General features: G+C 44.5%; 23 protein-coding genes and 3 pseudogenes. 15 read left to right on the forward strand and 11 right to left on the reverse strand.

Annotated features, from left to right (window positions below):
* Positions 1-61 precede the first annotated feature (61 nt).
* Positions 62-402, forward strand: a pseudogene (locus JCM19039_RS25800) (CAP-associated domain-containing protein); the annotation flags it as partial.
* Positions 403-471: 69 nt separating this feature from the next.
* Positions 472-891 (forward strand): CAP domain-containing protein, encoded by a 420-nt coding sequence (locus tag JCM19039_RS22395; protein WP_238545089.1) that lies wholly within the window; start codon positions 472-474, stop codon positions 889-891.
* 191 nt (positions 892-1,082) lie between these two features.
* Here JCM19039_RS22395 and JCM19039_RS15335 read toward each other — a convergent pair whose 3' ends face one another.
* The 4 genes from JCM19039_RS15335 to JCM19039_RS15350 form a co-directional block, all read right to left on the reverse strand.
* The gene (locus tag JCM19039_RS15335) at positions 1,083-2,855 is read right to left on the reverse strand and encodes an ABC transporter ATP-binding protein (RefSeq protein ID WP_081834564.1); all 1,773 of its coding nucleotides are present in this window, start codon (positions 2,853-2,855) and stop codon (positions 1,083-1,085) included.
* On the reverse strand, positions 2,852-4,576 hold the full coding sequence (locus tag JCM19039_RS15340; protein ID WP_042428793.1) for an ABC transporter ATP-binding protein: 1,725 nt from the start codon (positions 4,574-4,576) through the stop codon (positions 2,852-2,854). The genes JCM19039_RS15335 and JCM19039_RS15340 overlap by 4 nt, the downstream gene beginning before the upstream one ends.
* A 1,895-nt stretch (positions 4,577-6,471) precedes the next feature.
* Positions 6,472-6,909 carry a hypothetical protein gene (locus tag JCM19039_RS15345; RefSeq protein ID WP_042428795.1) on the reverse strand — a complete coding sequence of 146 codons (438 nt, stop codon included), beginning with the start codon at positions 6,907-6,909 and terminating at the stop codon, positions 6,472-6,474.
* 158 nt (positions 6,910-7,067) lie between these two features.
* Positions 7,068-8,054 carry a DUF6612 family protein gene (locus tag JCM19039_RS15350; protein WP_042428798.1) on the reverse strand — a complete coding sequence of 329 codons (987 nt, stop codon included), beginning with the start codon at positions 8,052-8,054 and terminating at the stop codon, positions 7,068-7,070.
* 577 nt (positions 8,055-8,631) lie between these two features.
* Between JCM19039_RS15350 and JCM19039_RS28075 the strand changes: the two are divergent.
* The 6 genes and pseudogenes from JCM19039_RS28075 to JCM19039_RS15375 all read left to right on the forward strand — a co-directional run.
* Positions 8,632-10,163: pseudogene (locus JCM19039_RS28075) on the forward strand (glycoside hydrolase family 3 protein); the annotation flags it as partial.
* Positions 10,164-10,262: 99 nt separating this feature from the next.
* Complete coding sequence (locus tag JCM19039_RS28080) at positions 10,263-10,517, forward strand: hypothetical protein (RefSeq protein ID WP_373975845.1); 255 nt, start codon at positions 10,263-10,265, stop codon at positions 10,515-10,517.
* A gap of 2 nt (positions 10,518-10,519) precedes the next feature.
* Complete coding sequence (locus JCM19039_RS15360; protein WP_238545087.1) at positions 10,520-11,605, forward strand: endonuclease/exonuclease/phosphatase family protein; 1,086 nt, start codon at positions 10,520-10,522, stop codon at positions 11,603-11,605.
* Between the two features lie 67 nt (positions 11,606-11,672).
* Complete coding sequence (locus tag JCM19039_RS15365; RefSeq protein WP_042428802.1) at positions 11,673-12,491, forward strand: STAS domain-containing protein; 819 nt, start codon at positions 11,673-11,675, stop codon at positions 12,489-12,491.
* 1,163 nt (positions 12,492-13,654) lie between these two features.
* A complete protein-coding gene (locus tag JCM19039_RS15370; RefSeq protein ID WP_042428805.1) occupies positions 13,655-14,425 on the forward strand; it encodes a hypothetical protein in 771 nt (256 codons plus the stop codon).
* Positions 14,389-15,183, forward strand: a complete 795-nt coding sequence (locus JCM19039_RS15375; RefSeq protein WP_152550234.1) for a methyl-accepting chemotaxis protein — start codon at positions 14,389-14,391, stop codon at positions 15,181-15,183. Before JCM19039_RS15370 ends, JCM19039_RS15375 begins: the two co-directional genes overlap by 37 nt.
* A 4-nt stretch (positions 15,184-15,187) precedes the next feature.
* Here the strand turns inward: JCM19039_RS15375 and JCM19039_RS15380 are convergent, their stop codons facing one another.
* Complete coding sequence (locus JCM19039_RS15380; protein ID WP_042428810.1) at positions 15,188-15,685, reverse strand: L,D-transpeptidase family protein; 498 nt, start codon at positions 15,683-15,685, stop codon at positions 15,188-15,190.
* A gap of 144 nt (positions 15,686-15,829) precedes the next feature.
* On the opposite strand from JCM19039_RS15380, the gene JCM19039_RS15385 reads away from it, so the two are divergent.
* On the forward strand, positions 15,830-16,939 hold the full coding sequence (locus tag JCM19039_RS15385; RefSeq protein ID WP_193744264.1) for a D-alanyl-D-alanine carboxypeptidase family protein: 1,110 nt from the start codon (positions 15,830-15,832) through the stop codon (positions 16,937-16,939).
* Here JCM19039_RS15385 and JCM19039_RS15390 read toward each other — a convergent pair.
* Both JCM19039_RS15390 and JCM19039_RS15395 read right to left on the reverse strand, forming a co-directional pair.
* Complete coding sequence (locus tag JCM19039_RS15390) at positions 16,936-17,850, reverse strand: patatin-like phospholipase family protein (protein WP_042428815.1); 915 nt, start codon at positions 17,848-17,850, stop codon at positions 16,936-16,938. The genes JCM19039_RS15385 and JCM19039_RS15390 overlap by 4 nt on opposite strands.
* A 150-nt stretch (positions 17,851-18,000) precedes the next feature.
* Positions 18,001-19,163: pseudogene (locus tag JCM19039_RS15395) on the reverse strand (iron-containing alcohol dehydrogenase).
* A gap of 133 nt (positions 19,164-19,296) precedes the next feature.
* Here JCM19039_RS15395 and JCM19039_RS15400 point away from each other — a divergent pair.
* Genes JCM19039_RS15400 through JCM19039_RS15420 form a run of 5 tightly spaced genes read left to right on the forward strand, consistent with a single transcriptional unit; the run spans position 19,297 to position 21,308 of the window.
* Positions 19,297-19,587 (forward strand): restriction endonuclease, encoded by a 291-nt coding sequence (locus tag JCM19039_RS15400; RefSeq protein ID WP_042400649.1) that lies wholly within the window; start codon positions 19,297-19,299, stop codon positions 19,585-19,587.
* Between the two features lie 29 nt (positions 19,588-19,616).
* A complete protein-coding gene (locus JCM19039_RS15405; RefSeq protein WP_042428818.1) occupies positions 19,617-20,066 on the forward strand; it encodes a hypothetical protein in 450 nt (149 codons plus the stop codon).
* A gap of 12 nt (positions 20,067-20,078) precedes the next feature.
* Positions 20,079-20,291 (forward strand): hypothetical protein, encoded by a 213-nt coding sequence (locus tag JCM19039_RS15410; RefSeq protein WP_042400644.1) that lies wholly within the window; start codon positions 20,079-20,081, stop codon positions 20,289-20,291.
* A 60-nt stretch (positions 20,292-20,351) separates the two neighbouring features.
* Positions 20,352-20,894 (forward strand): pentapeptide repeat-containing protein, encoded by a 543-nt coding sequence (locus JCM19039_RS15415; protein ID WP_042428823.1) that lies wholly within the window; start codon positions 20,352-20,354, stop codon positions 20,892-20,894.
* 18 nt (positions 20,895-20,912) lie between these two features.
* Positions 20,913-21,308 carry a VOC family protein gene (locus JCM19039_RS15420; RefSeq protein ID WP_042428826.1) on the forward strand — a complete coding sequence of 132 codons (396 nt, stop codon included), beginning with the start codon at positions 20,913-20,915 and terminating at the stop codon, positions 21,306-21,308.
* 35 nt (positions 21,309-21,343) lie between these two features.
* Here JCM19039_RS15420 and JCM19039_RS15425 read toward each other — a convergent pair whose 3' ends face one another.
* Together JCM19039_RS15425 and JCM19039_RS15430 are read right to left on the reverse strand one after the other, a co-directional pair.
* Entirely contained in the window at positions 21,344-21,817 is a 474-nt protein-coding gene (locus JCM19039_RS15425; RefSeq protein WP_042400639.1) for a glutathione peroxidase, read from the reverse strand.
* A 16-nt stretch (positions 21,818-21,833) separates the two neighbouring features.
* On the reverse strand, positions 21,834-22,136 hold the full coding sequence (locus JCM19039_RS15430; RefSeq protein WP_042400635.1) for a hypothetical protein: 303 nt from the start codon (positions 22,134-22,136) through the stop codon (positions 21,834-21,836).
* A gap of 185 nt (positions 22,137-22,321) precedes the next feature.
* Here JCM19039_RS15430 and JCM19039_RS15435 point away from each other — a divergent pair, with 185 nt between their 5' ends.
* Positions 22,322-22,765, forward strand: coding sequence for a PH domain-containing protein (locus JCM19039_RS15435; protein ID WP_042428829.1), 444 nt, complete (start codon positions 22,322-22,324; stop codon positions 22,763-22,765).
* 163 nt (positions 22,766-22,928) lie between these two features.
* On the opposite strand, the gene JCM19039_RS15440 is transcribed toward JCM19039_RS15435, so the two are convergent.
* On the reverse strand, positions 22,929-23,477 hold the full coding sequence (locus tag JCM19039_RS15440) for a hypothetical protein (protein WP_042428832.1): 549 nt from the start codon (positions 23,475-23,477) through the stop codon (positions 22,929-22,931).
* Positions 23,478-23,491: 14 nt separating this feature from the next.
* Positions 23,492-23,683 carry a hypothetical protein gene (locus JCM19039_RS15445; RefSeq protein WP_042400626.1) on the reverse strand — a complete coding sequence of 64 codons (192 nt, stop codon included), beginning with the start codon at positions 23,681-23,683 and terminating at the stop codon, positions 23,492-23,494.
* Positions 23,684-24,145: the final 462 nt, after the last annotated feature.

Raw genomic sequence — 24,145 nt, forward strand, 5'->3', positions numbered from 1 at the left:
TGTCGAAGATCCAGATTTGCACGAGCCAACGGATCAATTGTTCTCCATCCATAATATTGAAATGGGTGACGATCGGTCGGATGTTGAAGCTGAAGTAGGTTCCCCTGAACGGTCTTCACTGAGTGAATACGGCTTGGAATGGGTCACGTACCACGATCAATATCACAACTATGTTCAGGTGATGTATGACGAGGAAGAGCAAGTGCGTGGCTTATATACGAACCAAGACTTAATTTCATCGACGAGCGATCTTTCATTTGGCAGTCTTCAAGAAGATGTGCGAGGGGAACTTGGTGAGCCTGAATCTTACTTAAGAAAAGGCTCATTCGATATCAGCTCGATGGAGACGGCGAACATGATGTGTTCGCTGAAGAAAATCAATACGTTACCGTCTTTTATGACGTGCATGAGGAAAGTCGGGTAACCGCGCTGCAAATCATTGATGAAGAAATTGAACAAAGTAGAAGTGCGATGTATCGTGCCCAAGACGAGTCACTAAGAGACGGGTTTGAATATCAGCTGTTTGACTTGACGAATGCGGAGCGCGTGAAACGGGGTCTCGCACCGTTAACGTGGGACGAAGCCGTTCGTTCAACAGCGAGAGATCATAGCCAAGATATGGCAGACCAACAGTTCTTCAGCCATACGAATCCAGAAGGCGAATCACCGTTCGATCGCATGGATGACGACGGCATCTCCTACCGAACCGCAGGTGAAAACCTTGCGTACGGTCAATGGAGCAGCATCTTTGCCCACGAAGGACTTATGAATTCTGCAGGGCACCGCGAGAACATTTTGCAAGGTCACTTCGACGCCCTCGGAGTCGGTGTCGCATTTAATGAAGAAGATCAACGTATTACACGGAGAAATTCTTTAGTCCTTAACCAATGAAAGATTGTAACGAAAAAACGATGAACACCATGTAAAGATGGTGTTCATCGTTTTTTGTCGATGCCATTCAATGATTGGTGATGTGGCTATTAATTATGGTGAAACCAGATGCCTACTCATGCTGTATCTAATTCCAAACTGATTTATAAGAAAGCTGATGGACTTCACCGTGATAAGAGGAGGCGGCTCTTTCAGAATTCTTTAGCTGCGTCAAGTTCTCGTTTAAACAGCTGGCGGTAATGCGTGCCGCTATGAACGAGTGTTTCATGGGCGCCATCTTCAACGATCTGTCCGCCTTGCATGACGAGAATGCGATCGGCATTTTGGATGGTGTGCAGACGGTGGGCAATGGTTACGGTCGTTCGGCCTTGTTTTAGTTGTTGAAGTCCTTTTTGAATTTGTAATTCAGTCCGACTGTCCACATTGCTTGTTGCTTCATCTAAGATGAGAATGCGAGGATCACTGAGCATGACACGAGCGATCGAAAGTAGTTGTTTTTCACCTTCAGACAACCCGGAAGCTTGTTCATCAAGGTGTGTATCGTACCCATTTGGAAGCTTGCGGATAAATGCATCCGCTCTAGCCTGGACGGCGGCTGTAATCATGTCATCTTCAGAAGACAGGGGCCGCCCGAACGTAATGTTCTCGCGAATCGTACCGCTAAATAGCCACGGATCTTGCATGACGATGCTCGTTTGCCTTCGAAGCGCATCTTCTTGAATGGTACGAATATCTAAACCATCAATAGAAACTGATCCTTCGTTTGCTTCATAGAACCGTAATAGCAAAAGCGCTAGCGTCGTTTTTCCCGCACCGGATGCACCGACAATCGCTACATCCTCACCGGCCTCTAGTTTTACGTTAATGTCTTTTAGAACGGGTTTGTTTGCATCGTACTGAAACGACACATGTTTAAATGAGATTTCCCCATGACCTTCTGGAACGGCTGTACCGTTCGTATGATTAGGCATAGCGAGATCAATAATTTGAAATACCCGCTCGGCAGAAGCAATCGTCGCCTGGATGGTATTCGTAATGTTTGCGACTCTGTTGATCGGTTGGGTAAAGATGCGAATGTACATAATGAGTGCTTGAACATCACCGATGGCAATCGTACGTTGAACGACGAAAATTCCACCTATGATCGCAATAACGACGTAGATGATATTGTTCAAGAGGTTGAGCAAGGGCACGATGAGCCCTGAAAGAAATTGCGATCGCCAATTGGCCTCATATAAGGAAGTATTGTGATGTTTGAACTTAGATTTCATCGACTCATCTTGATGATACGCTTGGATGAGTGAATGATTCGTGTAGCTCTCTTCAACGTACCCATTCAGTGTACCTAACGCTTGTTGTTGCTTCCTGAATTGCACTTGGGAGTACCCAATGACTCGCTTTGTAATCAGGATGCTTATCGGCAAGGTTATACATACAATGAGAGTTAGAAGCGGGCTAATGATAAGCATCATGACGACGACGCCGATCATCGTCATTACAGCCGTAATCGTTTGGGTGATCGTCTGTTGCAACGTGCTACTGATCTTATCAAGATCATTCACCCCACGACTCATCAAGTCGCCTGTGCTGACACGATCAAAAAAAGTAATCGGGAGCTTCATGAGCTGATCATGCAGTTCATGACGAAGGGTATAGGTGACGCGCTGTGCAACACCAACCATCAAGTATTCTTGGATATAAGAGAAATATACGCTAAATAAATAGAGTGCAGCTAGCCCTAACAACACTTGACCGACCTGAAAGAAGTCAATGCCTGAACCGTTAACGGTCCCTTCAAACAATGTTGTAATGGCTAGGCCGAGAACAAATGGACCGAGTATGATAAACAACGTGCTTAGCACAGACGTTGCTGCAACAGCCAACAACCGGAAACGATACGGCCTAAGGTAGCCGAGAAGTCGTTTTAATGTACCCCATTGTTTTTTAAAATCTTGGTTTTTCATCGGGTACCCTCCTCCGATTGTGTGGCCGCTAGTTCGTGATAGATCGCACTCAATTGCAAAAGTTCGTCATGGGTTCCATCTGCGATGATCTCTCCTTGATCTAAAACGACAATATGATCTGCTCGTTTGGCAATCTCAACGTCTTGTGTTGCGATGATGACAGTATTTGCATCTAACGCTTCGAACAGTTCATCAAATAGTTCACCCTTCGTTCCTGCATCGATGGCAGAGAAGCTTTCGTCAAAGAGATACATGCGTGTGTTGCGAATGAGCGCGCGTGCGATGGCTAAACGTTGACGCTGTCCACCTGACAAATTCTTCCCATTTTGCGTTAACATCGTCTGGAGACCATCAGGAAGTTCACGAACAAAAGATGTGCACTGAGCAATCGTTAGCGCTCGGTCGATCTCATCCTTTGAAACGTCCTTTGAGCCAAAGCGAAGATTCTCTTCAATCGTCCCTGAAAAAAGCTGAGTGTTTTGCGGCGAGAACGTTGCAACCGAACGCAACGCTTCTGGGTCCATATTTCGTAAATCGATGCCACCGAACACAATGTTCCCGGAGCTCACATCGAACAGTCTTGGGATCAATTGCAGAAACGTCGACTTTCCTGCACCCGTTCCTCCAACGATGACGGTACGTTTATGATTAGGAATCGTACAAGTGATGTTTGTGAGCACAGGTTTTTCTGCATTTGGATACTGATAGGAAACGTTAGAAAAGCGTAGGTTGGACGGTTGTTCGGGCGATAACGACTGTGCCGGCTTTTTGATGTTCGACTCTGTATTTAACACTTCTAGAATCCGTTTTGCGGATACCGACGCCCTTGGGAAGCTGACAAACAGAACGGACGTCAACATGATCGAGAACAGAATGTACATCGCATATTGAATAAAGGCCATAAGGTCCCCGACTTGCAGCTCGCCTGCATTTAGTTGCAGTGAACCGAACCACAAAAGCGCTACAATTGAAAAGTTCAAGATGAACATCATGATCGGTGTGAGATAAATCATGAGCTGGTGAACATGAATTGCGGCATCTCGGTAGGAATGATTGGCTTCTGAAAAGCGCTCTCGTTCCCGATCGACTTGGTTAAATGAACGAATGTCACGAATTCCGGTGATGCCTTCGCGCAGTGTCCGGTTCAATTGGTCCACCTTTTTTTGTAGAGCGGTAAACAATACGCCACCTTTTTTTGCAAAGCCAATGACAATAAGAATAATAATAGGAAGCGGCGCGATAAGGATGAATGAGAGCATTACGTTTTTTGTTACTGAAAGAATAAATGCGCCGATGAACATCATTGGAGCGAGCAGCATTGTTTTTAATAGAAGAGATAAGATCGTCTGGACTTGTTGAACATCATTTGTCGTCCGGATGAGCAATGTTGAATGACCGAATTGACGATATTCTTGAAGCGAAAAACCTTGGACGCTGGCGTATAACCTTTCTCTTATTGTAACGGCAACTGAAGATGTTAATTTCGAAGTCTGATAGCCAGACAAAATTGTCACTGCTACGGTTACGAGCGTGATCAATAACATCCAAAGGCCAATCTGGATAATATAAGACATATCAGCATTGGCAATCCCTACGTCAACTAGCTCAGCGAGAAGTGTAGGCAAGGTCAGTTGCAGGATGGCTTGTAGAAATACTAAAAAAGCAATAAGCACTAATCTAGCTCGATAAGGTTTTAAGTAAATTCTCATTAGCTCCAGCATCGGGTTTCACCACTTCAATCGAATTTAAAAACCTGCCGAGAGAGGACTCCCGACAGGTTGGTTAGATCATTTAAAGGAGATTAAAATCAATATCTGTGTTTAATGAGTCAGTCCCACTGTCATTAAGCACATCGTTAAGAACTTGTGTAAGATCTAACATGTTACACACCTCCGGAGTAGAAGAATTGTTTCCATTTGCAAGATGAACGGGAGTAGACCGGCGTTCACCTTGCTGTTTTTGTTATTCTTATTTTCGTAGAGGTTTCAAAGACTTAAAGAATGTTCAAGTCAAGACCGATGTTTCCGGAGTCGTTTCCGCTCCCGTTGAGCACATCGTTTAAGATTTGCGTAATGTCGTTCATGGAAAACACCTCCTTTTTAGGATTAGCTAACGTTTAAAGAATGTTCAAGTCGAGACCTGTATTGAGCGAATCGTTTCCGCTATCGTTCAACACGTCATTAAGGATTTGAGTGATATCCAAGAGAAACACCTCCTAAAAGGTTTAAAAAGATTTAAAGAATGTTCAAGTCAAGACCTGTGTTAAGCGAGTCGTTTCCGCTCCCGTTAAGCACATCGTTTAAGATTTGCGTGATGTCGTTCATGGAAAACACCTCCCTGTTTGTATTCAAATGAATTTATAGGATATTCAAGTCAAGGTCTGAATTAAGCGAGTCATTCCCGCTATCGTTCAACACGCCATTAAGAATTTGTGTAAGATCTAACATGTATACTCACCTCCGAAGTTAAGGGATTGTTTCGGCTCACAAGATGAACGGGAGTAGACCTGCGCTCACCTTGCTGTTTTTGTTATTCTTATTTTCGTAGAGGTTTCACAGACTTAAAGAATGTTCAAGTCAAGACCTGTGTTAAGCGAGTCGTTTCCGCTCCCGTTAAGCACATCGTTTAAGATTTGCGTGATGTCGTTCATGGAAAACACCTCCCTGTTTGTATTCAAATGAATTTATAGGATGTTTAAGTCAAGGTCTGAATTAAGTGATTCATTCCCGCTATCGTTCAACACACCATTAAGAATTTGTGTAAGATCTAACATGTGATACTCACCTCCAAAGTAGAAGAATTGCTTCCATTTGCAAGATGGATGGGAATACGTTGGCGTCCACCTCGCTGCTTACGCGATTATTATTTTCTTAGAAATTTAAAAGACTTAAAGAATGTTCAAATCAAGACCGATGTTTCCGGATTCGTTTCCGCTCCCGTTGAGTACATCATTAAGAATTTGTGTGATGTCGTTCATGGAAAACACCTCCCTATCTGTATTCGTTTTAATTTATAGGACATTCAAGTCAATGCCCGTATTAAGCGAGTCGTTCCCGCTATCGTTCAACACGTCATTAAGAATTTGTGTAAAATCCAAGAGAAACACCTCCTAAAAGGTTGAAAAGAATTAAAGAATGTTTAAGTCAAGGCCAATGTTGGCGGAGTCGTTCCCGCTCCCGTTAAGCACATCATTAAGAATTTGCGTAATGTCGTTCATGGAAAACACCTCCTTTATAAGATTAAAAGTTGCTCCAACTAGAATACTTTGAAATCAAGATCGAAAGTTGCTGAGTCGGTGCCACTCTCAGTAAGAACATCGTTCAAGATTTGCGTGATATCGAACATGAGAATCACCTCCTACGAATACTTATCTTTTCTTATAGAACATTTAGTGAAATGGTAATATTTCCTGATTCGTTTCCACTCTCAGTTAGGACATCATTTAGCAGTTGGGTTACATCTAACATGGAAAGCACCTCCTCAGTCACCGTATCGATTTTGACATTTAAGTTGTTCTTGGTGTTCGCTTTTCTGACGATGTCTCAAAGCCTAGTTGCCTAAGCTAACGTAATCGAAAATGATTTGGATCACTTTTTCTTAAATTTTTTTTAAAAAATTATTGAGAGACTTTGTTAGAAGGCTCAGATTCGGTGCCGTCTTCCGCGATCGTCGTCACGTAATAATCCAATTGGTCAATGTCATCATCGGTATACGTTTTTCTTTCACTTTGTGTAACTGTCGCCACAGGTTCAAAGTTAGAGCCACTGCCTTTGTAGATTCGATAACCGCGAATGTCGTCTTCACGAACGGCGTGCCAAGTGAGAAATGTACCCGTAATCTCCACGTTTTCCGGTGCTGGTGGACGGGGTTGGCTCACTTCTTGCGCGGTTTCAGAGTATGAGTCGGTCGTTTCATCTCCAACGGATCGTTCAGGAGCGACCGGACGGCTAGTTACGTCCTCATCTTCTGCATCGGGGGCGTTCATCGTGACGAACGTAAACGCTGCAAGAATGACAAGAAAACCAGTGAGCGTAAACAGTGTCATTACTTTCATACATATCGCCTCAATGAATTTGTGAAATAATCTCGTCAATCATTTGAAAAGTACGTATACCATAGCTAACGATGCGGATGCCCATTTGGATCACTTATCGGATCATTTTTTTTGAGAAACAAAAAAACCGCCCCAGCAGGGGCGGTTTAGATCGTCTGTTATTCGTCGCTATCTGTGTCTTCTTCGTCCACATCTAGCTCATCATCTTCAATGTCTTCGTCAAACTCAGGCATTTCTTGCTCGATCTCACCCATATCAATGGCGTTATCTAGAGCTTCTTGTGGAATTTCAATGGACTCGACTTCATCGAAGTCGTAGAAGGTTGCGTGCGTCTCTTGAACCATCGTCATTGTTTCGCCTTCTTCTTCAATCTCCATTTCAAGATTCATGGTCATTTCTTCTTGATAGTACGTATCTTTATTAATGTAGATCACGTAGTCAAATACATTAATGTCCATCTGTTGGAAGATTTGATCCATTTCAGCAGCCATTTGTTGGTCACCTTGTTGCATTTGCGTAAGTTCACGTGTCAGTTCCATAAGATCGTCACCTGAACCTTCAATCGTGAGGGCATAGCGATCACCTTCATCTTCTACGGACAGTTCATTCGCGTATTCGAGCAACATTTCAAGCTGGTCTTGAGGAGCCATTTGGAAGTCTTCTAAGTTTTCCATACCCATCATTTCGCCGCTCATCTTCAACCATTCACCGCTCATTTCATCGTACATATAGAGCGTGCCGTCTTCATCCATGTATTGTTCCATTTCCATTTCTTCTTCAGACATAGGGTCTGGCATCGTCATCGTTTGTGAGAACATCATCGGGTCAACGATCACTTCCATGACCGCGCTTGAATCCATTACCATGTCTTCACCGTCAAAACTGATCGTTTGGTCCATATCCATTTCCGAGCGGAAGCTGTTCACTTGCTCCATTGCTTCCATAGACTGCATTAGAATTTCCTCTGCTTCACTGTTGTCTGCTGTTTCTGTGTCTTCTTCGTCTTCGACAGGTTCAACGTCTGTGTCTTCTTCTTGAGCCGCTTCTTCATTTACATCTGCATCCGTTTCTGTGTCTTCATCACCACAAGCTGCTAACACGAGCATTAGCGCAGAAGTTGAAAGCAGCATATTCATTTTTTTCATGTCGAGTCCTCCGTATTTGCGACTTGTTTGAGTCGTCGCAATAGTAAGTATGCGTTACCTCTATCCCCTTACACGTGCAAAAATAAACGCTTTTTCTATAGATTAGGCGGAAAGTCCTTTCGGGAAAACCGCGAGTACACCTATGCAGTATATGAGGGAAGAACAAACACATGACTAAAAATATATAGCAGTTCGCGTAAAGATGAAAGAGATTTAATGAAATTGTAATCCACAGCCTGACTGATTTTCTTCTCAATTATTCGACGGCGTTCGTGTTGAAGCTTGGCGAACGCCCCCGCATCCAATCAAATGTGAACTGTCGTAAGTCACGAATGGGTCGAATGATTGGGGAATATGACCGAAAAAAAGCGTGCGCTAATTTTACAACACATGAGGCAAATGCTAATCTTTTACTGATAATTAGTAAGAAAATTGAGAAAAAGGAGATCTGGTAATGTGGACAAAATTCATCCGATCGTTTCTTATCATGATGGTCATCGCCTCGGTCGTTATGCCTTCCTCTAAAGCGGTGGGAGCAGAACCAATCGATATTGACGTGAAAACCATCATCAATGACATGACGCTCGAAGAGAAAGTCGGCCAACTCTTCATCGTGCACGTGTATGGGCAAACACCGACAGACCCCGTCTATGAACAAATCAACATGAACAATAATCGAGGGGGCAAGAATATCAAAGAAGTGATCGAAAACTATCACATCGGTGGCATTATCTATTTCAACTGGACAGACAACATCGGCACCCCTCTTGACGCCACGCAAGTGAACGCACTATCCAACGGTATACAAGAAATTTCCGTTGAAAATGGTGGCATTCCTCTTTTCGTCTCGACGGACCAAGAAGGAGGGACAGTTGCTAGAGTCACGCATCCTGCAACTGAATTACCTGGGAATATGGCGGTTGGCGCGACACGCGCTATTGAGTATGCCCACCAATCTGCAGAAATCTTAGGGAAAGAATTGCATGCGCTAGGCATCAACATGAATTTCGCCCCGACGTTAGATGTGAACGTGAACCCTGCTAACCCGGTCATAGGCATCCGGTCATTTTCCGAAGATCCAGAGCTAGTTACAGATCTTGGGGTTGCGCAAATTCAAGGATACCAAGATCAACAAGTGATGGCGACGGCAAAGCATTTCCCCGGTCATGGGGACACGGATGTAGATTCGCATTATGGCCTGCCAATTATTGAAAAAGATCTAGAAACTTTATTTGAAGAAGATATCGCCCCTTTCAAAGAAGCGATTTCTGCAGGTGTGGACGCAATTATGCCTGCGCATATTGTCGTGCCCGCCCTCGACGACTCTGGATTGCCAGCAACGTTGTCAAAACCAATTTTGACAGACCTTTTGCGTGATGAACTTGGTTTTACTGGCTCATCGTGACAGACAGTCTTGGCATGTCAGGGGCGAACGTCGTACCGCCAGAACGAGTGCCTGTGGAGGCAATCAAGGCTGGAGTTGATTTATTGTTAAACCCTCCAAATGTTGAACTCGCATATGAATCTGTGCTGGAAGCGGTGAACTCCGGTGAGATTAGCGAGAGTCGTTTAGATGAATCTGTCAGTCGAATTGTTCAACAAAAAGTTGACCAAGGTTTGTTTGACGATCCGTATCAACATCCCGACGGCTTGGATGTGATTGGCAATGGCGATCATCTTAGTCAGGCGGCAACCATTGCGGACAAGAGCATTACCCTCGTAAAAAATGACAGTGTTCTTCCGTTACAGATGGAAGATGATGTTCTCGTCGTAGGTCCAAACGTTGCCAATGCCAACATGTTAGAAGAACATCTCAATGTGCGTGGATTTAATACGTCCATTGCTCACACAGCAGATGCGCCGACAGAGGAATACATCAATGCTGCGGCAGATGAAGCTGCCGCTCACGATGTTGTTGTCATTGTTACCCATTCTGCGCATTTAAGTGAGCAACAACAACAGCTCGTGACCGCTTTACAATCCGTAGGGAAACCTGTCATTGTTACTGCCGCACGTAATCCTTACGACATTGCCGAATTTCCTGGCGTGGATGCCTATATAGCCGCATACGGGAACCGGGCGATTTCGCATGAAGCGGTTGCTAAAATTCTAACCGGAGAAGTGAATCCACAAGGATTGCTCCCGGTGACAATCCCGGATCATTATGAGTTTGGTCATGGACTCTCTTATCACATTGACGCAACGTATATGAAAACTTTCGTTTCGCAACTCGAGAAGAGCGGAAGGCTAACGGATCGCTCGGTAATTCGGACAATAAACGTTCATTTGTCAGCGGTCGACCATTTTGAACAGCAAGAACGTTCTGATAAGGTCGTTCAACATATGAACAGTTTTCTCCAAATGATTGATATGTTTACACGTTCGGGACAAATCAACGAAGATGTGGCGCAGGTTCTTGAAGCGCACGCGAGTGAAGTGATCGAATCTTGGGAGGAGGATTGAGTGTGAAAAGCAGTAAACGATGGGTGTTACCGGCTGTGTTCGTCGTTGTATCCGCTCTTTATTTCGATGTGCGCGGGGTTTCGGCTGAAAACGATGTGACTGTGGCGACGTACAACATTGCAGCTGGAACCGAAGGACTAGGCCTTGAGGCGATTGCAGAAACCATTGCAGCGTCTGAAGCGGAAGTCGTCGGTTTGCAGGAAGTGGACGTGCATTGGGGCAGTCGTAGTGATTTTGAGGATCAGGCGACTCGTCTAGCTGAATTGTTGGATATGGAAGTGTTTTTTGCGCCTATATACACGTATGACGCTGACATCCCCGGCGAACCGGACCGCCAGTTTGGATTAGCCATCTTGAGTGACTATCCATTTCTTGAAACATTTAACCATTCAATTGCTAGGCTGTCTACCCAAGATGCCGATCCGGAACCTACGCTCACGCCAGGGTTTCCAGAAGCTGGCATTCGAGTCGGCGATGCGAATCTCTGGTTCTATTCAACACACCTTGATTATCGAGGCGATCCGACAGTTCGTGAAATGCAAGTGACCGATATGCAAGATGTTATGGCTGCCCACCCGAACACGGTGTTGACCGGTGACCTAAATGCTATGCCAGATGCCCCCGAGCTCGCGCCGCTGTTTGAACAATTTGTTGATGTGTGGGACGTGGCAGGGGTTGGGGAAGGGTACACATTTCCTGCTGGGGCGCCAGATCGGAGAATTGATTACGTGCTAACTTCTCCAGGAATGGAGATTTCCGAAGTCGAAACGATCGATTCGCAAGCCTCAGATCATCTACTCGTATCTGCTCAGGTTCAACTGAACCCCGCAAGTATTCAAACGATCCAGACGCTCGTAACTGAATACGAAAAGGCAGGAGACATCGATCCAATCGCTACACATTTGCTACAACTTCACCTAAAAACACTCGATTATTTTGAAGAAAGAGGGGATGAGGAAAAGGTTCGTCAGCATCTTGGTGGATTTGAACAGTTGATCGCTCAATTCCAAGAACAAGGTCGACTCACAAACCGCGCTTTAGGAACGATTCAACCCGAAGTCGAAACGATCCAACGAACGATGGACTAGACAATTGCACTTCTTGTGTTTCATGATAAAATGAAATCAATAAGACACAAGAGATGGAGTCTATTACATGATAAAGTCACAAGAATTGCTATCGCCGATTATGGACGAGATTCTTCGTAGAAAGTTCGAGCTTTCCGAGATGCCTGAGCAGCATAGTAACATTAGCGACTCGACGCAAGAAATGCAATTAACGCCTTGGCGTGTAAAGCTCATCGAAGTTTATGCCGAATCGATTGTTAGTGAACCTGAAGAGTCGAAAGAAGCAATTCAATCATGGGGTACACAAGTGGCCAACGTACTCGTTCAACTACAGTTGCCATTAGACGTGGGCTTACATGAGATTGCGTATTACCGGAGCGTCATCAGTGAAATCATTCGCGACGAAGCAAAGAAGCAAGCCATTACACTCGATGACTTTTATGACATCGTCTATCAATTTAGTCAAGTGATGGATAGTGCAGTGCTCATCGTTAGTCGAGCGTACATGCGAGACTACCATAGGAGTATCGAATCTGCGAAATATGCAATTGATGAGCTGTCCGTCCCGGTCGTACAATTAACGAAAGACACAGGTGTCATTCCGATCATCGGTGAAATTGACACGAACCGTGCCCAGTATTTAATGACGAATGCATTGGAGAAAGGTTCGGAAATGCAACTGCGCAGAATCATTCTCGACTTATCGGGTGTAAGCATTATTGACACGATGGTTGCAGGTCAAATGTTTAAAGTCATGAATTCCTTGAAGCTCATCGGCGTCGAAGTGGTGCTCAGCGGAGTTCGACCAGAAGTTGCCCAAACGATGGTCAACCTCGGCATCACCGTTGAACAAAAAGTATACTCATCATTACGCGCAGTTATCGAAGACAAACAGCTCATGATCTAAACCGTTTCCCGATCTGCCCGGCCCGTTGGCCGCGGCAGATTTTTTTAGGTTCAGCTGACCTTGAAAAGCAGGGTAGACCCGATGTAGCCACGTATTTAGTAAGTGCTATGAATAAACTGAGTGGCGTTTGGTCTAGAAACGAAGGTTTATAGATTAGCTAGTGTCGGGGTGGGGTGCGTAAAGCGGTCCAGATTGTTTCGGTGAGTTAGGTTGGCGGGGCGTGATCTAGATCACAGATCTCCTAGAAATTACCAGGTGATGTGTAACTAGAGATTTAGCATCGCTCCATGCATGAGTTCTGAGCATTGGCGCCTGACGCGGGACGAACAGCCACCCACAGAACGATCTATGGGTGGCTGTTGCTTTCTATACGAAGTATCTTGTCGGAAGTCTGTCCATAGAAACGAAGAATCGAACCATAGAACCGCCTATAGTGCGATTTATATAAGTTGAACGAAAGAATTTCTTCAAGAACCAGTGGTAAGCCTTGTAAAGTCGAAACTGTGCTCGAGTTGCGACCGAACTGTGCTCAAGTTGAGGAAAATCGCAGGAAAAGCGATATTCTCTTAAACTAGGGAACAGAATGAGCAAACTCGGTAACAGATTACCGAGTAATGTGTATATCTCCGCCCCGAAGTACCCAAAAGACGTCGGTGCGAGCCGCGCCGAACCGAGTCCGATTTGGCTTCGGCCCCGATGGGTCCGACGTGTCGTTGGCACTTCAGCCTGGAATCTGCGCTCCAGTTGGAACAAACTGCGCGAAAGGTGTAAATTTAAGAAATTCTGCCCATCGTGGGTAACGACCCATTTGAAATTACTTCATAAATCATGCTCCTCGTTCATGTGAACGAGGAGCTAATTTTCAGTGATCTCGGTCGACAAAAGGATGAGCCAACGTCACCCTTGAATAAAAGCATTCGCCTGCAGTGAAAATCAAGCTCCTATAGGAAAATCAAAAGCTCAACCTATATAAAACATTCGTCTAGATCATAAGGGTTCAACCGCTTAACAACTGAGAGGTCCATTAGCCTCCCTACAAAACTGTTCATCAGTAAAAATAGCACGATATACTATAAAAACTTGTAAATAAATGTTTACAAATGTAAGTATTTAGGTATATATAGTAATTATTAGGGATAAAGACTTAGGAAGAAGGTTGTTTAGTGAAACGTAAAGAAAATACAGTAATGTTGGCTTTTACTGCATTTGTACTTGGGATTATGAGTTTGGTGTCATTCTTGCACGGTTATGTCGGTTGGCTTGATACGTACTTACTCTTAACAGGCAGGGCTGGCACAGGACAGTACACAGGCATTATCGCTGTACTTTTCTTTTTGCCAATTGTGCTATTTGTGTTGGCGTTGATTGTGCACCTCAGAAGTCATGCGTATAAGTGGGTTCAGTGGCTCGTTATGTTGTCGCTAACGTTTAGTAGCATTGCCATCATTGCCATTGGAGATGGCCTCGTAGAATATCATTTCTCCATCTTTATGGTGTTGGCAGCTCTTGCTTATTATGCACACTTACACCTCATCATTGTAAGCACGATTATTTTTGCCCTCCAGCATTTTGTTGGCTATTTCACATTCCCAGAACTCATTTGCGGTACAGACCAATATCCGTTTTCTTTGCTTATGATCCATGCTGTTTTTCTTTTGGCGACTTCAGGTGCGCTAATGATTCAAATTGTCGTCCGTAATCGTCATGCAAAGGAAGTGAACGAACAGACCATTCGTCATCAGTCTGTGATTAAAGCTTTGCTTGGCAACATCGCATCAACGACGGATGCGGTGACATCGAATGTTGCACAGCTTCAACATACATCTGCAGATGCTAAGCTGTCAGCGAACCGCACCGTTGAGACCTTTTCTCATATTGATCTAGGGCTGTTACTCAAGTGGAGAACGCTTATGCGAGTAAAGGCTCCCTCATGAAAGTGGTGGAAGTTGCAGAAGCCATTATCCAAAGAAATAAGGAGACAGAGGAGAGAGCGAGCGTGGCGAGTCACTCATCGCAAGAAGGTGCCCATGAGATGAATCGCACAATGGAAGGCATTCGAGAGATTGCGACGAGCACAGAAGAGATGACGAGCAGCATGACCGAGTTGAACGGAAAGACGAAAGAGATTAGTAAGATTTCATCATTCATTACGTCCATTGCTGAGCAAACAAATCTTTTGTCACTAAACGCCGCGATCGAGGCTGCGCGAGCCGGTGAGGCGGGAGCAGGATTTTCAGTTGTTGCGAAAGAAATCCGGACTTTATCGGAGCAATCTGACCAAAATGCAAGATCGATTATTACACTCATTCAAGAAATTCAGTCTGAAACGGATGCATTAAGTACACGAATGAGCAAAAATTTAAAAACAACTCGCGAAGGTTTTGAACAATCGGAACGTACACAACAATATTTCGAAGCCATCTCTAAGCAATTAATCGAGCTACATGACGATTTGCGTACATCACTCGCACACACATCAGAGATTAATATCGAAGCAAACTCTGCTTTAGAAAAGGTCAATAATATGACTGATGTGTCTGAACAATACCGTGAAACGGTGAAAGAAAGCAACGAACAAACGGATCGTCAGTTAAAGAATACGCAAGTGATTGAGCGTGCTGTAAATGAATTAAAGCAAGTGCTCCATGAGCTTAATGACAACGTATCTGAGCTCCAGTTAAAAGAAGCATGAGTCATTAAGACTCAATCGTCACACGGGTTCCATTAGGCACAATGCTTGCCAATTCGTTAACGTCGGCGTTGTGCATCCGGATGCAACCGTGGGAGACGGAGTGACCAATTGAGGCTGGATCGTTTGTTCCGTGTATGCCGTAGTGAAGCTTAGAAAGCGAGAGCCACATCGTACCGAATGGACCTCCAGGGTTTGGTTGGCGATTTACGATTACAAAAGACCCTACCGGAGTCATCGTAACCATGCGACCGACAGCGATCGGATACACGCGAATCGGTGCGCCGTTTTGGAGTAGTGTGAGGGTGTGATTGTGTATGGAAACACGAATCGTATATGGTATCGTTCTAGGGTCGGGCAGTCCAGGAATACGTATGGTTTGCCCGGCTTGTAGTTGCGTCGGATTGACCCCAGCATTTTGTTGGAGTAATTGTGTGAGCGACACACGGTAATCAGCAGCAATGGAAGGAAGCGTCTCGCCTTCCTGTACAGTATGGAGATACATAAAACCCCTCCTCATCCTCCAACATATGCGTAACAATGCTATTTCTAGCACTGTATTTTTGATCCTTGTAATGAAAATGTCATTTAAAATTTCATGTGTTTTGCGGTAAAATGCTATGCAGAACATGTCGTTTATAGGGTGGTTATGACAATTAAACGAAGCGTAGCATTACTCAGTGCCATAGGTATGCTGTTTTTTCCTGTTATGGGAAAAGCAACCGAAACCGAGTCTCCAACGATTACAAGTGAAACGGCCATCGTCATCGATGCCAAGTCTGGAGACGTTATTTACGATAAACAAGCTGAGCAGCATATGTTTCCTGCCAGCATGACGAAGATATTAACAGCGATTATTGCGATTGAATATGGAGAATGGACCGACTCTGTCGAAATCAGTGAAGCAGCGACCGAAGCTGTTGGAACAACCGTATTCCTCATGGAAGGAGAAGATATTGAGCTCGGTCAACTTATCAAAGGATTGCTCATTAACTCTGGTAATGATGCCGGTGTCGCCATTGCTGAACACCTCGCCGGTAGCGAAGAAGCGTTTCAGCGTGTCATGAACGAGTATTTAACAGAACGAATTGGCGTGGAGAATACACACTTTACGAATGCCCATGGACTGTTTGATGAGGATCATTATACGACCGCAGAAGATATGGCCATCATTACCCAATATGCGATGAATAACGACGCATTTCGGGAGTTGGCGGCCATTGAAGAGTTTGATTGGGAAAGTGAGAGCTGGGAGACGACGATCTACAATCACCATCAATTAGTCAGAGATCATGACGAGGTGATTGGCGTCAAAAATGGATTCGTTTCCCAATCAGGATTCACTTTAGCTACGATGGCAGAAATTGAAGATGATGAATACATTGTCGTAACAATGAATGCCTTAACGGCGAACGATTCATACGAAGATACACGGGCGCTACTTCGCTATGCAGGACAAAACTACGAAACGCAAATCCTTGAAGAAGGGGACTTCTTTGAGGGAGACGATGGAAAAGAATACGAAGTCGTTCAAGGTGCGTATTATACAGTAGCTCGTGGTGAAGAGGTGTCTCATGAAGTTGATGAAGGTCAGTTAGTCATCCGTGATGCCGACGATGACGTACTCGTTAGACAGACGCTTAGACCGACGCTGGACTCATTTCAAGTTCAGGCAGCCTCAGAAACGGTTACTGAAGAAGAAGATCAGCAATTTTCATTTGTACAATGGGTACAAGACCTTATTGGAAGATGGTTTTAACGATTCGTTTTCGTTCGCTTCCATTTGTGAGATTCGAAGTCCCAACCTTCCATAAATGTGCGTGCACTCTCATAACCTGAATTATAGAGAAATTGCATTTCTTCTCGGTTCAATTCAAAGTCGGTAGCGGTAATTTCCCCGGTATCGATTTTGATCGTCCGTTCACTCGTATTCTCATTGAAATGCCGAAGGTCATGGGCTTGCATCATCGTTCTGAATATATTTTGGAAAAGATGAAACGGCGTTGGGATCGTTGCATTTGCCCGAATTTCTTCTTTAATAAAATGAAAGCCAAATGTCGGGAATTCGGGATCTTCGACATCAAACAACCAAACCGGGAAGTTGCTCAACAGACCTCCATCGATAATGTAGGACTTTTTTTGGTTTTTCGTTTTCCAAACGACCGGGCGATAAAAGAAAGGCATGGACGTACTCATCATAATGGCTTTTGAAATATTCAGATCTTTAGGTGTCATGTTGTAGCGCGGCAGATCATCGGGGAATACGAGCATCTGCCCATTCGTAATGTCAGAAGCGATGATTTTTAAACGTTCATCAGGGAGGTCGGCAAACGTTTGAATCCCTTTTTCTAGCAGGCGTTTATGGACCCACGATTCGAGGTAGTTGTTTTTGTAGATGCCGAGGTGAAAGAGTAAGTTGTATAAGTTGCCGATGATCGGGATACGATTCACCCACGTACGACCGCGTAATTGTTCATAATCGAGCGTTTCAAGCATCGCACGAATTTCTTTACTCGTATAACCGGCTGCGAGCAGTGCCGCAACGACGGAACCGACCGAGGTCCCTGCGAGCCTGACCCATTCTACCCCGTGTTCCTCCATGGCAGAGATGGCCCCGGCGAATGCAATCCCTCGAATGCCACCGCCTTCAAATACAGCATCAGCTTTCAAAGCAATCACTCCTTTCCTACTACGTAAAGAGAGAAACACGAGTCAAAAATCAACATAAAACCGAAAATATTTTTTCGTTTTATCTTATGTATGACTTAAGTAAAGTAGAAGAAGTGCCAGGGAGCGTTAGTGCCCCTGGCACTATATCGTTTACAATGCTTTCTTTAGCAGATCATAAGCGGTTGCTTCATCCATTTTAAAGTAGTTTCCAAACGGTCCGTTCGCAGCAGCAATTCCGGCCATTTGTTCAATCTGATCGGTGCCAATCTCGTAATCAGCGAGTCGTGTCGGTGCCCCGAGGTCAGCCCAAAACGAAGCAAGGCGATCAATGCCTTCTAGAGCAATCTCTCGATCCGTTTTGTCTGCTCCATCAACACCGAACACACGGACGGCGAGTTGCGCGCCCCTTGCTGGATTCACATCGACGCTTTTTCTCATCCAATGAGGGAACAAAATGGCCAACCCTCCGGCATGAGGGATGTCAGATACGGCAGATACCGCATGCTCAAGGTTATGTGTGCCCAATCACCTCTTGCTCCCATTTGCGTAATGCCGTTAAGCGCCATCGTTCCTGAATAGAGAATTGTTTCTCGATGATCAAGGTTTGTCAGGTCTTCTAACAGCTCGGGTCCAGCTTCCATCACCGTTTGCAAAATCGATTCACAAATCCGGTCTTGCAATGGTGTATGTTCAGCTGGGTGGAAGTAGGCTTCCAATACGTGTGTCATCATATCAATGATTCCATACATCGTATGGTCACGAGGTGCAGAAACTGTATTTATCGGATCGAGTATTGAAAATGTCGGATAGCTGGAAGGGCTGGACCAGCCGATCTTTTGTTGCGTTTCCCAATTTGTAATGACAGACCCCGCGTTCATTTCTGATCCCGTTGCGGCGAGGGTAAGAATTGTGCCAAATGGCATTGCCGATTGTGCGGTTTCTTTTTTTGTAATGACGTTCCAAATATCACCTTCGTGTTTGGCGCCAACGGCAATCGCTTTCGTTGCGTCGATCACACTCCCACCACCAACGGCAAGGATGAAATCAACATGATGTTCGTCAATGAGTTCAATCCCTTTTCGAACCGTCGTTAACCTCGGGTTCGGTTCCACACCGGCAAGTTCTATGACTGTTTTGCCGGCACCGTTTAGTTGCTCGATGACACGATCGTACAAGCCGTTTGCTTTAATACTTCCTCCTCCGTATACGAGTAGAACATTTTTACCGAATGAGGGTAGCTCATCAGCGAGAGCTTTCGTTTGATCTTCACCGAAGATAAGTTTCGTTGGGTTTCGGAACACAAATGCATCCATAAAGTATCGTCTCCTTCGTTTTCTTTATATTTACCTATAGTAGCGGGAAGTATCAGTGAACAGCAACGAAAATGCTCGGTATTGACATGAAATAAGAGCGTTTTGGGTAAAGGTTATAAGAAAGGTGGTTCCCATGAGCACTTGTGAACTGTGTGGTCGACATCCGGTGAAATGCACGACGCACCATCTGCTTCCCAAAGTTGAAGGTGGAACGTTTGGGGAGACGGCCAATCTATGCATTCCTTGTCATAAACAGATTCATGCACTGTACACAAACCAGGAAATTGCAGCACGTTTAACGACCATCCGCGCCTTAAAAGAAGATGCTAAGTTACGCTCGTTTATTCGCTGGATTCGAAAACAAAGTCCGAATACGATTCCGCGTACGAAAAAATCCAATGAACGGCGGAAAAAAGAGAGATGATCGCTATAGAGGGTAAAGGGGAGGATCATATGACGTCTTCTACAGAAAACACAGCGGATTACTTACACCGAATGATTTTTCGTGTCGCATTTTACTTGATGTTTATTGGAATGCTCGTCAACTCAGCAACGTTAATAAATCCGGCGTTCACAGCTGTGGATTCGTTATTATATTTCATTGGAATTCCGCTCGTCGTGACTGGAGCTGTTGTGTTGTGGACGACGAGTCCTGAAGTAAAAAGGGACGTAAATGAACTCGCTATTCTCAAGTACGGCATGGTCATTGGTGCGCTTCTTCCCGTTACTATGATGATTATACATGTGAGTACACTTACGACCTCGATTGGCGCTTACACATGGACGATGGCGAGCGTGCTCGTTCTACTGTGGGCGTTTGGTTTTACGTATATACAAGCGTATATAAAAAGAATGATCGGCTCTTCTGAGCAAAACGTAGAGAAACGTTCACACCATTTATGATAAAGTATGAGTATGAATAATTTTTTACTTCGATTTTCAGTGTCTACCGTTAGAATTGTAAACGTATCCGTTTGTCTCGTCGTGTTTGGTTTTGCTTTTGCTGGAATTGTTGTAGGAGTGACCGAACTACGAGATACTGCACTTATCCTCTTGCCTTTTGTTCTCGTAACGAGTTATTTATCACATAAGCGCAGGCAGTTAGAAGAAGGATCAGAAAATGAATGATAACGACCGTTTGCCCGCGGAGTTATCATTTTTAACGACAACCGTTAGGAGGAACGTTTTGTGAAGGAAGAAGACTTTGACGTCGTTCAAATGAATGATGAGCCAAAAGAAAAGAATGAACGTTTGAAATATAGTAATGAAACGATGAAGAGAGCGGATTTTTCCAATGTTGCCACGATCGGTGGGAAATACAACAGCAGCAACCTTAACCACTCAGAATTCAGCAACGCGGATTTGGAAAAGAGCAAGATTAGTCACTCGACTATGGATCACGTCGTCTTTTTAGAAACGAACTTAAATCGCACGAAGTTTAATTACAGTTCATTGAAATCGGCTTCGTTTGAGAATTGCTCTTATGAGGATGCCCGGTTTTTATACTGTACCCTCTCATATGCAGATTTCAGTTATGAAACCTTCAGGCGGACAGAGTTTAAGCAATGTACACTAAAACAAACGTCCTTTTACGGTGCGACATTTCGAAACGTCACCTTTAAAGATTGCACGGTGAAACATTGTGACTTTACCGGATCGAAAATGGATAGCACAACGATTGCATATTTGCGGAGCACCGATGCCAACCTAACAGATGTAGAAATTCTATAAAGAGAAGAGGGGAAATTCATGAAACAAATGCTGCCGTTTTTCATGTTTCAAGAAGGAATCGCTGAGGAAGCCATGAACCATTACGTATCCGTATTTAAGGATGCGAAAATCCAAGCCATTGAGCGTTACGGTCCTGATGGTCCTGGAGAAGAAGGAACCGTGCTGCGCGCCCGTTTTATGGTGAAAGACCAGGAATTTATGTGCATCGACAGCCATATTCAGCATGACTTCACTTTTACCCCATCGATTTCGATGTACATCACTTGTGAAAACGAGGAAGAAATTGATCACTTGTATACCGAACTGAAAGAAGGCGGTAACGAGCTCATGCCGATCGGGGATTACGGGTTTAGTCAGAAGTTTGCTTGGGTGAACGACCGCTTTGGCGTATCTTGGCAGCTCAACCTAAAGTAGACGATCGCGCACAATCAATGCGCGATCGTCTTATTTTAGAGCAGTTCTTTAATGGAAGCTTCAATGTCTTTTGGTTTATCTTTCGGCGCAAATCGTTTGACGACTTGTCCTTCACGATCGACAAGAAACTTCGTGAAATTCCACTTAATTTCGTCTCCGAATACGCCGCCTTGTTGTTCTTTTAAATGTTTATATAAAGGGTCTGCTTGTTTCCCTTTCACATCAATCTTTTTAAACAGTGGAAACGTCACTCCGAAGTTCAAGCGGCATGATTCTTCCATCTGATCGTCAGGAACCGGTTCTTGGCTCATGAATTGATTGCTCGGGAATCCGAGAACGCGCAGTCCGTCGTCTTTGTACGACTGGTGCAACTCCTCCAAGCCGTCAAATTGATTGGCGAACCCGCATTTTGTTGCCGTGTTCACAATTAATAAAACCTCGCCCTTATATTCAGAGAGCGGAAATTCTTCGCCATTACTTTTGTCCACAGTATAATCAAATACGCTCATTGGTTTTCAACCACCTTTACTCGTATCGTGTTTCGTCTTCAGCATCAGCCAAATATTGGTCCGCCTGCGTCGCATCACGGCGGTGCACCTCAAGCCGAGTCGTCGAGATGCCAAGAGAAGTCGAACCAGCACCAAGCTTTGGCGTAATGGTGCGGAGTCGGCACTTTACCCCTCGCCCTGTGAGAATGCTATGCTTTCGGATGACATGCGTTGCTCGTTCTGAAGGCGCCTCAGCAATCGTCTTCCAAGCCAAGTGATCCGCGTAAACGATAAACAAAAGTAAGAAGATGAAGATCACAATAATCAACGTCGTTGACATGCTATGACCACGATCCTTTCTTTTGTTTACATTCGCTACCGCTTCTTTGGATCCTGCTAGAACGCGAGTGTGAAAATTAGATGCTTATAGTTATATGTTCACGGGATTCATCATTTTGAAACCCTTACTTCCATTTAACTTTGCAAACAAGTATGAGAAAATGGGGAGAGGTGAGGTGAATAGCGATGAGTTTTGCCCCAAAACGAGATAAGAGCGTCGTCCTGTTGCTATTTCTTGGATGGGCCATTTTTATCTCAATATTCGTTTTTCTTATGTTTCAGAATCAGCAACCCGCGTTTGTGTTCATCATTTCTACGCTTCTCGTCATTTACGTCGCGCTCGCTATCTTTCGGGTCGTCCGTCTACGGTATGAGCTGCATGATGAATTTCTCTACGCCCGGTCCGGTCATTACAACACGATTATTGATTACAATGACATTCGGGCTGTGGACACGTATGAACAAATGTATCCGTTCGGGTTCAGTTTAGCGATGGCAAAACGTGGACTTGTTATCCATTACGACAAAGGAATTTACCGATCTGTGAAAATTGCTCCCGCCGATGAAACAGAATTCCTCGCAACGCTCCACCAAAAAAATGCAAACATTAAAATCGACGCTAACCGCTGATCGTCGTTAGCGTCGAAAGAATTCTGCAATCATCCCTGCACCGAGGCCGACAAGAGCCCCTCCAACAACGTTATCGATAAAAAAGCCAATGCCAAGCCCTAAGAGTAAACAACCTCCCATTAGCATACGACCACCTCCTAAATAACAAAATTGTATCATAAGTTTAGCGAAATTGTTTTTTTCGTTTTTTCTTATCTTCTTGGTCACTCAAGAAGTAAAAGGCAAATCCGAAGATGATGAGAAAGACAGGTGCCCATGTGACAAGCGCCCAGTCAACGAGGAACGAAACGAAGAAAATCATAGGAGCAAGTACAAAAAAGACGATGCCTGTATGCTTTTCTAACGTTCTTGTATCTCTGTACTTGCGCATTCTAAGCAATACATTTGCCGCAAGTAAAAAGGCAAGTTCTAGTAACACATACAAGTATATCGCAAACACGATAATGCCTACAGTGACGGTCACCCACCCACTGTCCACCTGGATGCTAATGGCGTGGAGAAGAGCAGCAACGGCAGGCACGAGTAAAGTAATGCTGATCGTATATCGGGGGTGAGACGTGTACGTTTTCCACGTTTTCTTTTGTTGCCCGTGTAAAGAAGAGTAGTTCGATTTCCCAATCAAATGATGTAAAAAATATTGCGCGATGAAAAGAGCGAGGAGTGACACATAAGTGATGAGCCAAGCATCCTCAGCGAGAAACATAGAGGTCAACAGGATCGTTCCTTTCATTGTTTGCGATTTTGTTTATGATGGTTTAAGTGATAGAAACCTAAGAGCAAATAAACGAGTGTAAGTGTACCGAAAAGAATAATTGGAGGCAGTGGATTCACAAGCAAAACAATTAAGACGATCATCGTAACAAAAGCGGCCGGGGCCGCAAACGTAAAGTAAAAGCGGTGTTTCAAACGTTTGTTCATAATAGCCTCCTTCAAACTCCTCCAGTATACCATCGCTTACGAGCAAGTAGAAAATGAAACGTTATGGCACTACTATATAAGTTGAACGAAAGAAATTCATTGAATCGGATGACCGAGTTGGGCCTTTGCGGGCGAGTGCTTGCGTATTGCGTGTTGAAATTCATCTCGTTGCACTTCGACAACTTCGTTGCCGATCGTTGTTCGTCACTGCAAAGGTTGCGGGCAACACGAAAAACGTTTGCCGAAGGGTAAAAAGTCGTGACCGAGGCTCACCACCTGGCACAAGCATGTGACGGTCGGTCACTTATGTGACAATCCAGCCCTCAAACCGCGCACTTTCGGCACGCAACTGTCACAAATTGCAATATTTGTGACAGTTGACACCGTTTATGTGCGCATTCACGTGTAAAATCATGATTTTCTTTCTCAAATGTCACAAATATGGATATATGGGGCATTTGG

Source organism: Geomicrobium sp. JCM 19039 (assembly GCF_000698145.1).
In the GTDB taxonomy this organism is placed as follows: Bacteria; Bacillota; Bacilli; order Bacillales; family Marinococcaceae; genus Geomicrobium_A.

Bases quoted from the DNA above. Each gene is read 5' to 3' on its own strand.
- JCM19039_RS22395 (WP_238545089.1), top strand. From the start codon at position 472: ATGTATCGTGCCCAAGACGAGTCACTAAGAGACGGGTTTGAATATCAG.
- JCM19039_RS15335 (WP_081834564.1), bottom strand. From the start codon at position 2,855: ATGAAAAACCAAGATTTTAAAAAACAATGGGGTACATTAAAACGACTT.
- JCM19039_RS15340 (WP_042428793.1), bottom strand. From the start codon at position 4,576: ATGCTGGAGCTAATGAGAATTTACTTAAAACCTTATCGAGCTAGATTA.
- JCM19039_RS15345 (WP_042428795.1), bottom strand. From the start codon at position 6,909: ATGAAAGTAATGACACTGTTTACGCTCACTGGTTTTCTTGTCATTCTT.
- JCM19039_RS15350 (WP_042428798.1), bottom strand. From the start codon at position 8,054: ATGAAAAAAATGAATATGCTGCTTTCAACTTCTGCGCTAATGCTCGTG.
- JCM19039_RS28080 (WP_373975845.1), top strand. From the start codon at position 10,263: ATGAAAACTTTCGTTTCGCAACTCGAGAAGAGCGGAAGGCTAACGGAT.
- JCM19039_RS15365 (WP_042428802.1), top strand. From the start codon at position 11,673: ATGATAAAGTCACAAGAATTGCTATCGCCGATTATGGACGAGATTCTT.
- JCM19039_RS15380 (WP_042428810.1), bottom strand. From the start codon at position 15,685: ATGTATCTCCATACTGTACAGGAAGGCGAGACGCTTCCTTCCATTGCT.
- JCM19039_RS15385 (WP_193744264.1), top strand. From the start codon at position 15,830: ATGACAATTAAACGAAGCGTAGCATTACTCAGTGCCATAGGTATGCTG.
- JCM19039_RS15400 (WP_042400649.1), top strand. From the start codon at position 19,297: ATGAGCACTTGTGAACTGTGTGGTCGACATCCGGTGAAATGCACGACG.
- JCM19039_RS15405 (WP_042428818.1), top strand. From the start codon at position 19,617: ATGACGTCTTCTACAGAAAACACAGCGGATTACTTACACCGAATGATT.
- JCM19039_RS15410 (WP_042400644.1), top strand. From the start codon at position 20,079: ATGAATAATTTTTTACTTCGATTTTCAGTGTCTACCGTTAGAATTGTA.
- JCM19039_RS15420 (WP_042428826.1), top strand. From the start codon at position 20,913: ATGAAACAAATGCTGCCGTTTTTCATGTTTCAAGAAGGAATCGCTGAG.
- JCM19039_RS15425 (WP_042400639.1), bottom strand. From the start codon at position 21,817: ATGAGCGTATTTGATTATACTGTGGACAAAAGTAATGGCGAAGAATTT.
- JCM19039_RS15430 (WP_042400635.1), bottom strand. From the start codon at position 22,136: ATGTCAACGACGTTGATTATTGTGATCTTCATCTTCTTACTTTTGTTT.
- JCM19039_RS15435 (WP_042428829.1), top strand. From the start codon at position 22,322: ATGAGTTTTGCCCCAAAACGAGATAAGAGCGTCGTCCTGTTGCTATTT.
- JCM19039_RS15445 (WP_042400626.1), bottom strand. From the start codon at position 23,683: ATGAACAAACGTTTGAAACACCGCTTTTACTTTACGTTTGCGGCCCCG.